The 12,156-nt window shown below is 67.3% G+C and carries 10 protein-coding genes; 2 read left to right on the forward strand and 8 right to left on the reverse strand.

Features of this window, described 5'->3' with window-relative positions; genetic code table 11:
• Positions 1-363 precede the first annotated feature (363 nt).
• Positions 364-786: a GreA/GreB family elongation factor gene (locus AC0Z35_RS27940; protein ID WP_046807288.1), complete on the forward strand. Its 423-nt coding sequence runs from the start codon at positions 364-366 to the stop codon at positions 784-786.
• A gap of 143 nt (positions 787-929) precedes the next feature.
• On the opposite strand, the gene pcaG is transcribed toward AC0Z35_RS27940, so the two are convergent.
• From pcaG to mdlC, 7 genes are all read right to left on the reverse strand, one after another.
• Positions 930-1,538 (reverse strand): protocatechuate 3,4-dioxygenase subunit alpha, encoded by a 609-nt coding sequence (pcaG, locus tag AC0Z35_RS27945; protein WP_104144173.1) that lies wholly within the window; start codon positions 1,536-1,538, stop codon positions 930-932.
• A 9-nt stretch (positions 1,539-1,547) separates the two neighbouring features.
• Positions 1,548-2,333, reverse strand: coding sequence for a protocatechuate 3,4-dioxygenase subunit beta (gene pcaH, locus AC0Z35_RS27950; protein ID WP_082134649.1), 786 nt, complete (start codon positions 2,331-2,333; stop codon positions 1,548-1,550).
• Positions 2,330-3,301: a ketopantoate reductase family protein gene (locus AC0Z35_RS27955; protein ID WP_485133057.1), complete on the reverse strand. Its 972-nt coding sequence runs from the start codon at positions 3,299-3,301 to the stop codon at positions 2,330-2,332. Before AC0Z35_RS27955 ends, pcaH begins: the two co-directional genes overlap by 4 nt.
• Positions 3,298-4,755 (reverse strand): MFS transporter, encoded by a 1,458-nt coding sequence (locus tag AC0Z35_RS27960; protein ID WP_104144176.1) that lies wholly within the window; start codon positions 4,753-4,755, stop codon positions 3,298-3,300. The genes AC0Z35_RS27955 and AC0Z35_RS27960 overlap by 4 nt, the downstream gene beginning before the upstream one ends.
• Before the next feature lie 31 nt (positions 4,756-4,786).
• A complete protein-coding gene (locus AC0Z35_RS27965; RefSeq protein ID WP_485133056.1) occupies positions 4,787-6,016 on the reverse strand; it encodes a 4-hydroxybenzoate 3-monooxygenase in 1,230 nt (409 codons plus the stop codon).
• A 95-nt stretch (positions 6,017-6,111) separates the two neighbouring features.
• Complete coding sequence (locus AC0Z35_RS27970) at positions 6,112-7,644, reverse strand: aldehyde dehydrogenase family protein (RefSeq protein WP_485133055.1); 1,533 nt, start codon at positions 7,642-7,644, stop codon at positions 6,112-6,114.
• A 66-nt stretch (positions 7,645-7,710) separates the two neighbouring features.
• Complete coding sequence (mdlC, locus tag AC0Z35_RS27975) at positions 7,711-9,357, reverse strand: benzoylformate decarboxylase (RefSeq protein ID WP_223264861.1); 1,647 nt, start codon at positions 9,355-9,357, stop codon at positions 7,711-7,713.
• A gap of 141 nt (positions 9,358-9,498) precedes the next feature.
• On the opposite strand from mdlC, the gene AC0Z35_RS27980 reads away from it, so the two are divergent.
• Positions 9,499-10,413, forward strand: coding sequence for a LysR family transcriptional regulator (locus AC0Z35_RS27980; RefSeq protein ID WP_046807282.1), 915 nt, complete (start codon positions 9,499-9,501; stop codon positions 10,411-10,413).
• A gap of 35 nt (positions 10,414-10,448) precedes the next feature.
• Here AC0Z35_RS27980 and AC0Z35_RS27985 read toward each other — a convergent pair whose 3' ends face one another.
• The gene (locus tag AC0Z35_RS27985) at positions 10,449-12,143 is read right to left on the reverse strand and encodes a long-chain-fatty-acid--CoA ligase (protein ID WP_485133054.1); all 1,695 of its coding nucleotides are present in this window, start codon (positions 12,141-12,143) and stop codon (positions 10,449-10,451) included.
• Positions 12,144-12,156 lie beyond the last annotated feature (13 nt).

Here is a 12,156-nt window from a genome sequence, read left to right on the forward strand (position 1 = left end):
GGGAAGGGGCGGCGCAAATCGCCCCTTTTCAGAATATTCCGACACACGCATGTGGCAATGGCCTATATACTCGCCTATTGCCGACAGCAGATTGGGCGCCAAACGCGCAAAAACTGCACCGCTTCGACGCTCGAATCAGCCCGGTAATCATCTCTGTCCGGGGTCCGAAGCCTGCTTTAGGGTGGGCTAGCCGCAGTAAGCCGCAACGTCGGCGCGCTGCCCGGGCACGATCCACACCGTACGCTTCGTCGCGGCACCGCTTGAACATTCTCTTCCCAAAGCGCTGTCATCTCCTCCATTGCCTCGCCCGCGCACGCCGAAAGGCCTACGCCTAGCGGGGCCTTTCGTCCAAGAAGAACCGACATGAACGCCGTGCCGCAAGACAAACTCATTACCGCCCTGGACCACGCCCGACTGCTGGGCATGATCACCCGCCCCGCCACCGCCGCGACCCTGTCGCGCGATGCCGTCGATGCCGCGCAGGAATTGCTGGACTCCGCGCCCATCATCGCCATCGAGGAAGTCACGCCCGACATCATCACGATGCGTTCGCGCGTGCGCCTGCTGAACGACAAGGGCGATGAAATGGTTGTCACGCTGTGCTATCCGGCCGATGCCAACCTGGCGCAGGGCCAGGTGTCGGTGATGTCGCCGCTGGGCCTGAGCCTGATCGGCTCGCGCACCGGCCAGCTGGTCACGTGGACGGCGCCGAACCAGACGGAGCATTCGGCCAGCATCGAAGAAATTCTGTACCAGCCCGAAGCGGCTGGCGACACCACGGCCTGATGCAACGCGGGCGGTGTCATACCCCCCCCGCATTGGCAAGGCGCTGAAGTTTTCAGCGCCTTTTTTTCGCGGTGATTTTCAGGCCGAATATTTAGGCCCAATCTTCGGGCCGGGTTTTTGCCCGGATCGCGTGATGGCGCAGGCTACACGTCGAAGAACACCGTTTCGTACGGCCCCTGCATATGGACGTCGAATCGGTAGATAAGCTCGCCACCCCGCTCGTCCTTGCGCGCCAGCAGGCTGTGGCGCCGCGCGGCATACACGGAATTTAAGACCGCATCCGCTGCATTCGCCTCGGCCTCGTCCTGGAAGTACACGCGCGTGAACACGTGCAGCAACAGCCCTCGCATGGTCACGATCATGTCGATATGCGGCGCCTCGCCGTCTGCCTGCGACGCCGGCTTGACCGTGTGAAACGCGTAGCGGTTGCCCAGGTCGGTGCCCGTGCCGCAACGCCCGAAGCCCCGAAACCCCATGGCCGATGCCTCGTACACATTGCGCGGATACCGGCCCTGCCCGTCCACGTGCGAGATTTCCACCAGTGCGTCCGACACCGGCATGCCATCGCCGTCCAGCACACGGCCTTCCAGGCGCATGCGCGTACCGCGCGCCTCGTCATCCGCCAGCACGGTGTCAAAGGGCTGATCGAAGTCGTAGCCGTACTGCGCCGCCGTCAAGCCGTACGCGAAATACGGGCCGACCGTCTGCGATGGCGTCTGCCCAAAATTGTCTTGCAAGCCTTGCATCAACATGACCCCTCCTTAGCCGTTTTCAAACGGCGTGCAACGCGCCCCGCGCAGCACGATGTCGAACTGATATCCCAACGCAAAACCTTCTTCGGTCAGGCCCACGCTGAAGTCCGCGATCAGCCGGCTGCGCGCCGCTTCCGGCGTACCGTTCAGCATCGGGTCGAAGGCATGCAACGGGTCGCCCGGAAAGTACATTTGCGTGACCAGCCGTGTACCGAAGTGCTGGCCGAAAAGGGATAGATGAATATGCTGCGGGCGCCAGGCGTTGGGATGGTTGCCCCAGGGATAGGCGCCCGGCTTGATCGTCAAGAAGCGGTATCGCCCGTCCGCATCGGTCAGGCAGCGGCCCGCGCCCAGGAAGTTCGGGTCCAGCGGCGCGTCGTGGCGGTCGGCCTTGTGCACATAGCGGCCGGCCGCATTGGCCTGCCAGATTTCGATCAGCGTGTGCGACACGGGCCGCCCAAGATCGTCAACTACCCGGCCGGCCAACACCATGCGTTCGCCGATGGGTTCACCATTGCGGCGCGCATTGCGCGTCAGGTCGTGGTCCAGCTTGCCCACACTGTCGTCGCCAAAGACCGGCCGGCGCATTTCGCCCAACGCCGCGGCCAGGGGCACGAGCGGCAGTGTCGGGCCGCGCAATTGCGTCGAACGATAGTCCTCGTAGAGATAGGCCGGATGGCTGGCCCAGTCGCGCGGCGACAGGCCCGCGGGTGGGCGCGAGCTTGACGCCAATGAGGGTCGCGATGACGGGCGCCGCGGCTGCGGCGGGACAGGAGCGGTTTCGGATGAGGTCATGGGTGTCTCTCGGTCGGAATATCAGATTGGCGTGCCTGGATCAGGCGCACCAGGCCCAGCAACAGGGCGGTGTGTGGCACCGGCACGCCCGCCGCGCGCGCCCGCGCCACCACTTCGCCGTTGATTGTTTCAATTTCGGTAGGCCTGCCCGCCAGCACGTCCTGCAACATCGACGGCTTGTGGCCGCGATGATGCGCAATGGCGTGCGCGACGCTGGCATGGCAGGCGGCCGCGTCGGCGTCGACGCCACTTGCGCGCGCCACGGCGACCACCTCGGACACCACGGTGCGCGCCAGCATCGGGCCGTCAGCCACGTTGGCCAACTGACCGACCGCGCAGCCCGAGACGGCGCACAAGCTGTTAAGCGCGGCGTTGAAGGCCACCTTTTCCCAGATCGCCTTCCAGACGTTGGGGTCGACTTCGCATTGCAAGCCGGCGTCATTGAGCACTGTCGCGATGTGCATGACGTCGGTGTCTACGTTGCCGTCGCCTTCACCATCCCCGCCGCTACCGCGCGCCGGCCACATGCGGATCACGCCGCCGCCATGCGATCTGACGTGGCCGGGCCCCGCCAGATCGGCCGGCCACGTTGTCATGCCGACCAGGATGCGCGCCGGGTCCACATGGCGCGAAACCGCCTCCAGGTTGCCCAACCCGTTCTGCAAGGTCAGCACCCGCGCAGGTGCGCGCAGCAGCGGCGCCACGCTGCGTAGCGCGGCGTCGGTATGCAGGCTTTTGGTGAAGAGGATCAACAGGTCCGGCGGCTGCCGGTGGTGCTCGGGCCGCGCCACCGTCATGCCGTGGATGCGCCTGTCGCCCTGGTCGGTCTCCAGCCGCAAACCGCTGCGGCGTATCGCCTCCAGATGGGCATCGTCGATATCCAGCAACGTCACCTGCCGGCCGCTCTCGGCCAGCAACCCGCCAAACAGGCAACCCATGGCGCCCGCGCCCAGCATCGCGATATTCATCGTGTGCCCCCCACGACGGCAACGGTGCGCAGCGGCGGCGCCGCGCGCCTGCCGGGGATATGCCGGCGCACCATCAGCAACGCAATCAGCGCAAACACCATGACCGTGCCCAGCAACAGCAGGTAGCCCTGCGCGCCGCCCAGCGTGATGACGGTTGCGCCGACGAAGGCGCTAAGGATGGCGCCAAGACGCCCGAAAGCCAGCGCCCCCGCCGTGCCGGTGGCGCGCACGCCGGTGGCGTAGACGTACGCGCACAGCGCATACATGGTGGATTGCACGGCGTTGACGAACAGCCCATGCACGCCGAACCCAAACACCAGCAAGGAAGAGCTTTGCCGCACGTCGACCATCAGCATCAGGAAGGCGCTGCCCAGCGCGCCCACGCAGCAGATAGCAAGCGGCCAACGCGAGCCCCAGCGCGTCATGGCGACGGCGCACACCAGCGCCCCGATCACGCCGCCCAGGTTGTAGGCGGTCAGCCCGGACGCGGCCACCGCCAGCGGCAAGCCTTCCGAGGTCAGCATCGTGGGCAACCAGCTGAACGCGCTGTACACCGCCGTCAGGCACATGAAGAAGGCCACCCAGATGGCGATGGTGTCGGCGCCGTAGCCCTTCGAGAACAAGGCCCGCACGCCACGCTGCGGCTGGGCGCCCGGCTGTTCAAGCGCCTGCTCGACGGCGTCGGTGTAATGCACGCCTTGCGGCATGGGCCGGCCCATGCGGCCCAGCAACGCGCCCAACTCGTTCCAGCGCTCGGGTCGGCGCGCCAGGAATCGGGGCGATTCGGGCAACGTGGCCATCAAGGCAAAGCCCAGGGCGATGGGCAGCGATCCGCCGATGAAGAACGAAGCGCGCCACCCATACAAAGGTAGGACATACGCCGAGAACAGGCCCGCCAGCATCCCGCCCAAAGGCACGCAGACGATGGTGGCCGTGACTGCCAGCGTGCGGCGACGCGCGGGCGTGAATTCGGCGGTAACCGTCGTGGAACTGGGCAGCGCGCCACCGATGCCCAAGCCGGCAATGAAGCGCAGCACGGCCACGGTCAGGGCATCGGGCGCCAGCCCGATGGCGCACGTGGCCGTGCCAAACACAAACACGCTGACGATGACGGCCATGCGGCGGCCGTAGCGGTCGGCGAACAGGCCGGCGCACGCGCTGCCGATCCCCATGCCGATCAGGCCGGACGCCACGGCGGGCGCGAAAGCCTCGCGCGTGATGCCCCATTCCTGGATCATCATCGGAATCGCAAAGCCGATCAGTTGGCCATCAAACCCGTCCATGACGATGGACAAGGCGGCAAGCATCACCACAAACTTCTGCATGGACGTGAAGGGACCGTTGTCCAGCAGGTCGCCGACGTCGGCGCTACCGGGGTCGGCGCTACCGGGGTCGACGTTACGGCGGTCGGGCGGCGCGGCGCGAACCGCCGCGTTCTGGGCACTACGAGTCATGCTGGTTCTCCTTTGCGGAAATAGCCCGCGTTCAGTCCCAGGGCGGCGCCATGGGCAGCCCCACATAGTTTTCCGCCAGCGTGGTGCACGCGGCGCGTGATTGCGTCAGGTAGTCGAGTTCGGCGTCTTGTAGCTTGCGGTCAAAGGCGTCCGCGTGGGGATAACGGTGCAGCAACGCCGTCATCCATTTTGAAAACCGCTGCGCGCGCCAAACGCGGCGCAAGGCGTCAGCGCTGTAGGTGTCCAGCAGGTCGTCTTTGCCATGCCGATAGAAACGAGTTAGCGCGCGCGACAGCAGGCACACGTCGGACACGGCCAGGTTCAAGCCCTTGGCGCCGGTTGGCGGCACCACATGGGCGGCGTCGCCCGCCAGGAACAGGCGGCCGTGCCGCATGGGCTCGGTCACCCTGCTGCGCATGCCGATGACGGTCTTGTCGAAGATGGGGCCTTCCTTGGGCGCCCAGCCGTCTGGCGTGGCCAGGCGGGCGCGCAGCGTGGCCCAGATGCGGTCATCGGACCAGTCGCAGGGGGCGTCGCGCGGGTCGCATTGCAGGTACATGCGTTGCACCTCGCGCGACCGGGTGCTGACCAGCGCAAAGCCGTCGGCGCCCAAGGCGTAGATCAGCTCGTCGGAAGATGGCGGCGCCTGGCACAAGATGCCCAGCCAGCCGAACGGGTAGCGGTGCTCAAGGGTGTGCAAGGCATGGGGGGCGATGGCGGCGCGGCTGACGCCGTGCGTGCCGTCGCAGCCCACGACAAAATCCGCGCGCAGCGAGACGGGGACGCCGCCGTCATCGCGGAACCGAACCACGGGTCCGGATGACGCCGTGGTGTGTGGGCCGCGGGGCACATCGTTGGCATGGGTGACGTCGTGCAGCGTGACGTCGGTGACGTTGAAGCGCACGTCGCCCCCCGCCGCCAACCGCGCATCGAGCAAGTCGTTGATGACTTCGTGCTGCGCGTAAACCATTACCGCGCGCCCGCCCGTCAGGTCGACAAAGTCGATACGGCGGTCAACGCCGCCAACCCGCAACACCGTGCCTTCGTGCCGAAAGCCTTCGCTGCGCAGCCGCCCGCCCAAGCCGACTTCGGTCAACACGTCGACCGTGCCCTGCTCCAGCACCCCCGCGCGCACGGTGGCGCGGATGGTTTCCTGGCCACGGCATTCCAGCACCACGGAATCGACGCCCTGCAAGTGCAACAACTGCGACAGCATCAGCCCGGCCGGGCCGGCCCCGATGATCGCTACCTGAGTACGCATACATGGTCCTTTGGCAAAGGGAAGGCGGAAAGGAAGGTGAAGTGGAAGGCGAAGTGGAAGGCGAAGCCAACGCCGAGAGCAACGCCCGCCCCGCGTTAAAACGCGTAGTCACGTGGCGTGGTTTGCACCGTGAGCCAGCGCAGGTCGGTAAAGGCGTCGATGCCGGCCTTGCCGCCAAAGCGCCCCATGCCGCTTTCCTTCATGCCGCCGAACGGCATCTGGGCCTCGTCGTGGACGGTGGCCCCGTTGACGTGGCAAATGCCGGATTCAATCCGACGCGCCACGGCGATGGCGCGCCCCACGTCGCGTCCGAACACCGCCGACGCCAGACCGTATTCGTTGTCGTTGGCGCAGGCCACGGCTTCTTCCACGCCGCTGACGCGCACGATGCCCGTCACCGGCCCGAAGGCCTCTTCGCGGTACAGCCGCATGCTGGGCGTCACGTGGTCGATCAGGGTGGCCGGCATCAAGGTGGTGTTGGACTTGCCGCCCGCCACCAAGCGGCCGCCTTGCGCCAGCGCGTCGTCGATCAGGGCATTGCAGAGCTTGACCGCGTTCATGTCGACCACGGCGCCCAGCGCCACGGCGGCTTCGCGCGGATCCCCCAGCGGCAGCCCGGCTGCGCGGTCGGCCAGCTTTTGCACGAAGGCGTCGGCCACCGTGCGGTCGACGATGATGCGTTCGGTGGCCATGCAGGTCTGCCCGGAATTGGCAAAGGCGCCGAACACGGCGGCACGCGCGGCCGCGTCCAGGTCGGCGTCATCGAGCACCACGAAAGGCGCCTTGCCGCCAAGCTCAAGAACGACAGGTTTCAGATGATTTGCGCACGCCGAAGCGATACGCCTGCCTACCTGCGTGGACCCCATGAAGCTGACGCGCCGCACCGACGGGTGCGCCACCATGGCCTCGACGACGGTAGCCGCGTCGGCCGGCGCGTTTGTGATGAAGTTCAGCACGCCTCGCGGAAAGCCCACCGCTTGCAGCGTGTGCATGACCAGCCCATGCGTGGCCGGGCACAAGCCGCTGCCCTTGAGCACAACGGTATTGCCGCAAGCCAGCGGCGTGGCGATGGCGCGCACGGCAAGAATGACCGGCGCGTTCCAGGCCGCGATGCCCAGCACCACGCCCGCCGGCTGGCGCACGGCCAGCGCCAGGTTGCCCGGCACATCGGACGGGATGACCTCGCCGCTGACCTGGGTGGTCAGCGCGGCCGCCTCCAGCAGCACGCTGACGGCAAGTTGGACATTGAACCGTGCCCAGCCGGCCGAGGCGCCGGTTTCAAGTGCCATGATGTCGGCAAACGATTGCGCCCGGGCCTGGATGGCTTCTGCCGCGCGCATGAGCAGTTGGCGCCGTTCACCGGGGCCGGTGGCCGACCAGGACGGAAATGCGGCCGACGCGGCTTGCACGGCGGCCACGGCGTCCTGCACGCTGGCCGCGGGCGCCAGCGAGGCAATGCTGCCGTCCAGCGGACTGTGGCGCTTGAACGTCAGGCCGCCGCGCGCGCCGGTGGCGTCGCCGTTGATCAATAGGGACACCTGCGCGGGTTCACCCTGCACGGGGACCTGCACGGGGACCTGCACGGGGGAAAGCTGCACTGGGGAAACCTGCACTGGAAATACCTGCATGGCGCTGTGGCCTCCTTGGGGATACGACTTGCCGCGAGCCCGGGTGACGGGCATCCAGGGATAGGGTCAGGACACCCGCACTTCAACCAGCGTGGGGCTGCCGCTGGCCATGGCGTCGGCCAGTACCGCACCCAGACGCGCGGCGTCCGACACGCGCACGCCGCCGCAGCCCAGGCCCCGGGCCAGCGCAACGAAGTCAATGCCGGGCAGTTCGGTGCCCATGACCTTGTCGTGCGGCCCGAAGCCGAATGCCGGCGCAAAGTCTTGCAGCGCGGCATAGCGGCGGTTGTTGAGAATGACGAAGGTGATCGGCAGCTTGTGCTGCGCGGCGCTCCAGAGCGCTTGTATCGAGTACAGGCTGGAACCGTCGCCGATCAGCGCGATGACACGCCGGTCGGGCTTGCCCAGCGCTACGCCCACCGCTGCGGGCATGCCATAACCCAGGCCGCCGCTGTCCATGGTGTAGAAGGTTTGCGAGCGCACGTGCGGCAGATAGTGCTGCATGACGGGTCGGGCACTGGGGGCTTCTTCCACGACGATGTCGGACGGGTCGCGCATGGCGGCCAGCGTCTGCAGCACGAAGGCGGTGGACATCGGCGAAGACGGGCCGGGCGCGGGGCTGGCGGCGCGCCGCGCGGGCAAGGGCCGCATGATGGGCGCGGGCCGCGCCAGCAAATCGCGCAGGCACAGGCGGATACTGCCCACGGCCGCCAGCCCCGCCGGCGCCCACGCCGCCGTGTCCGGGTCGTCGGTCAGCAGGCAAAGCTCGGCGCCGTCGGGCACATGCGGCCCGGCGCCGTCGACGTGATAGGTAAAGGCGGGCGCCCCCACCACCAGGATCAGATCGTGCCCTTGCAGGCGGGCGACGATGCCCTCGCGCGCGGCCGGCAAAAACCCGGCGAAGAGGCGGTGGCGTTCCGGGAAGCTGCAACGGCCCGACATGGGCGCGGCCCACACGCGCGCGCTGTGCAGTTCGGCCAGCGCCACGATTTCGTTCCAGGCGCCGTCGCGGTCCACGGCAGCGCCCACGACCATGGCGGGGCGTCGGCAGGCGTCCAGCAAGGCGCCGATGCGCCCGATGGCCTCGGGCTGCGGGCGCAGTTCAGTGCTGACGCCGCGATGCGCCAACGGCGGCGAAGGCGCGTCCCAGTCGTCTACGGGCACGGACACCAGCACGGGCCCACGCGGCGGCATCATGGCCAGGTAGTAGGCGCGCGCGATGGCCAGTGGCACGTCTTGCGCGCGGGCGGGCTCGGTGCTCCATTTGACGTAAGGCCGGGGCAACTCGGTGGCATTGCTGGAAGACAGGAAGGGGTCGAAGGGCAGGATGCCGCGCGCCTGCTGGCCGGCGACCACCACCATGGGCGTACGGTTCTTGTATGCCGTGAACAGGTTGCCCATGGCGTTGCCGACCCCGGCCGCCGAATGCAGGTTGACCATCGACGCGTTGCGCGTGGCTTGCGCATAACCGTCGGCCATGCCTACCACCGTGGCTTCCTGCAAGCCCAGCACATAGCGGAAATCATCGGGAAACCCGCGAAACATGGGCAGCTCGGTTGACCCCGGGTTGGCGAATACCGACGTCATGCCGACGCGGCGCATCAGGTCGTAGACGGCGTCGCGCACGGTGGGCGGCTGCGGGGGCGGGACCAGGTCGGACTCGCTACCAGAGGCGTTCAGCGCGCCTAAAAGGCCAAAAACGGGTCCGTTCATAGCTTGGGTCCTTGTGGTGAGGTGGCGGGGTTGACGAGGCGCCGGGCTGGGCCTGGGCACGGTCAACAGCGATGGCAGAGTGTCGCCCCCCCTAGCAGACTTGAGAATTGATATATCGAGACAAAGTCATTACGCTTTGGCATGCCATTCGACCTACACCAATTGGCGGCATTCAACGCGGTCGTAGCCGCCGGCAGCCTCGGACGTGCCGCCGACGCCATGCATGTCACGCAGTCCGCACTAAGCCGCATCGTGCGCCGCCTGGAAGGCCAGGTCGGCGCTCCACTATTCGAACGTCATTCCAAGGGCATGCAGCTGACCGATATCGGGCTGACGCTGTTGCCGCATTCCACCGCGCTGCTGCGCGATGCCGAAAGCGCCAAAGAGGAAATCCGTGCGCTGCTGGGGCTGGCCAAGGGCACCATCCGGGTCGGCACGGTGGGCAGCATTGCGTGCCTGATTCTTCCCACCGCGCTGACCCGAACCTGCAATCGCTGGCCCACGTTGCAGGTGCAGGTGGTGGAAGGCGTATGGGATCGCCTGGCCAGCGCGCTGCTGTCGCGCGAGATCGACCTGGCGCTGGGCGCGCATACCGACGACACGGACGAAATTGTCTCGGTGCCGGACTGCCGTTGGGAAGACACGAGCTACGTGGTGGCCAGCACCAGCCACCCGCTGCGCTCCCGCCCCGGTCTCAGCCTGGCCGATACGCTGGCGTACAAGTGGGCGATCCTGCCGCGCGGCACCGAGCCCTTCGAACACATGAACCAGCTATTCACGCGGCACCGCCTGTCCATGCCGGACGTCACGGTTGAAACGCGTTCCATCACGGTGCTGAAGAATCTGATTGCGCATTCGGAATTTTTGGGATGGATGCCAGAACCGATGTATCACGCCGAACTGCGCGCGGGCCTGCTTGACCGGCTGCCGATTCCCGGCGCGTCCGACACGCGCATGCTGACGGCGTTTCGGCGCACGCAAGGGCTGCTGCCCCTGCCCGCCGCGAAGCTGCTGAACGAACTGCGTCAATTGACCAACGGCGTGCCGCTGCGGTAAGCGGCCGGGCGATACCGCCGCGCCACGCTGTTGCGCTAGCGGCCCGCCCGCCCCGCTTCCTGCAATTGCCGCCACAGGATCTTGCCCGTGCTGGACTTGGGCAGCGCGTCCACGAATTCAACGATGCGCGGCGCCTTGTAGGCGGCCATGCGGGCGCGGGCCCACGCGATCACCTCGTCTTCGCGCGCGCTGCCCTGGGCCTCGGGCCGCAGCACCAGCAGCGCCTTGACGGTTTCGCCCCGGCACGGGTCGGGCACGCCGATGACGCAGGCCTCGTGCACGGCGGGATGCTCGTACAAGGTGTTCTCGACCTCGGCCGGCCACACCTTGTAGCCCGACGCATTGATCATGCGCTTGAGCCGATCGGTGATGAAGAAATAGCCGTCCTCGTCCACCCGCCCCAGGTCACCGGTGCGAAAGTAGCGTTCGCCTTCCAACATGAAAAACGCCTCGTCATCGGCGGCCGCGTTGTTCCAGTAACCCAGCATCAGCTGCGCACCGCGTGTGACCAGTTCGCCCACTTGCCCGGCCGGCAATTCTTCAAGCGTAGCCGGGTCCACCACGCGCGTATCGACGCCGAAAGTCGGCACGCCAATGCACTGGCGCTTGTTGCGGTGCATGGGATTGCAGTGCAGGAACGACGCGGTCTCGGTCAGCCCATAGGCTTCGTTGAAGACGATGCCGTAGCGCTCGGCCAGCATGGCCGATACCGCCTCGGGCATGGGCGCGCCGCCGCCGCACAACAAGGCCAGGCGCGACAGGTCATACGATTCGATGTCGGGCTGCGCAAAGAAGTCCACCACCATCGCCGGGGGCGCGGCCCACACGCTGACGCGATGCCGCGCCATCAATTGCGCGGCCACCTGCCGGTCCCAGCGCGGCAGCAGCACGACGGTGGCGCCCAGCAGGATGGGCAGGTTCATGCAATTCTGCATGCCCAGCAGGTGAAACAGCGGCGCCACGCCCATGATGACGGCTTCGGACGTCAGCCCACGCCACAGCGCCGACCCCGTCACCGCCGCGCCCAGCGTGCCGTGCGTGTGGCGGCAGCCCTTGGGCCGCCCGGTGGTGCCGGACGTATAGGGCAGCAGGCACAGATCGCCCGCGTGCGCCCGGTGCGGTTTGGGCGGCGCGTTGACCGCCAAGGCGCCGTACCAGGGCACGCCGCCCGGCATGTCTACCTTGTCGCGCGGCGCGGCGATCCAGTCGGGCGGCGGCGTCTGGCCATCGCCGCCCTCGCCCAGGTAGTCGGAATAGGCATGGACGATGACGCGTTCCAGCTGGCCGTCTTCGACAAAGCCCGCCAGCCGTGGCGCCAGTTCCTGCGCGGCAAACGCCACGCGCGCACCGCTGTCCTTCAGATAGTGATCCAGCTCATCTTCCGTGCTCATCGCGTTCACCGGCACCACGACCGCATCGGCGCGCAGCACGGCGTAGTAGGCGATGATGAATTGCGGGCAGTTCTGGCTCAGCAGCAGCACGCGGTCGCCGGCTGCAACGCCCGCGCTGTGTTGCAGATAGCCGGCCATGGCGTCGACCTCGCGCTTCAGGCGCGCATAGTCCAGCACCGTGTCGTAGAACACGATGGCGGGCTTGTCGGGATAGCGGGTGGCCGACGCCTCCAGATTGAAGACGAGGCTGGAGCGGGGCTGGTTGATGTGGGCCGGCAAGCCCTTGGGCCATACCCGGGGCAGTACCTTGGGCTCCAACCGAAAATGCGCTTGCTGCATGCGTGTCTCTCTC

The sequence above is a fragment of the Achromobacter sp. 1L-A-4-B-C2 genome, assembly GCF_057291955.1.

Bases quoted from the DNA above. Each gene is read 5' to 3' on its own strand.
- mdlC (WP_223264861.1), bottom strand. From the start codon at position 9,357: ATGAACGGACCCGTTTTTGGCCTTTTAGGCGCGCTGAACGCCTCTGGT.
- AC0Z35_RS27965 (WP_485133056.1), bottom strand. From the start codon at position 6,016: ATGCGTACTCAGGTAGCGATCATCGGGGCCGGCCCGGCCGGGCTGATG.
- AC0Z35_RS27955 (WP_485133057.1), bottom strand. From the start codon at position 3,301: ATGAATATCGCGATGCTGGGCGCGGGCGCCATGGGTTGCCTGTTTGGC.
- AC0Z35_RS27970 (WP_485133055.1), bottom strand. From the start codon at position 7,644: ATGCAGGTATTTCCAGTGCAGGTTTCCCCAGTGCAGCTTTCCCCCGTG.
- pcaH (WP_082134649.1), bottom strand. From the start codon at position 2,333: ATGACCTCATCCGAAACCGCTCCTGTCCCGCCGCAGCCGCGGCGCCCG.
- AC0Z35_RS27985 (WP_485133054.1), bottom strand. From the start codon at position 12,143: ATGCAGCAAGCGCATTTTCGGTTGGAGCCCAAGGTACTGCCCCGGGTA.
- pcaG (WP_104144173.1), bottom strand. From the start codon at position 1,538: ATGTTGATGCAAGGCTTGCAAGACAATTTTGGGCAGACGCCATCGCAG.
- AC0Z35_RS27940 (WP_046807288.1), top strand. From the start codon at position 364: ATGAACGCCGTGCCGCAAGACAAACTCATTACCGCCCTGGACCACGCC.
- AC0Z35_RS27980 (WP_046807282.1), top strand. From the start codon at position 9,499: ATGCCATTCGACCTACACCAATTGGCGGCATTCAACGCGGTCGTAGCC.
- AC0Z35_RS27960 (WP_104144176.1), bottom strand. From the start codon at position 4,755: ATGACTCGTAGTGCCCAGAACGCGGCGGTTCGCGCCGCGCCGCCCGAC.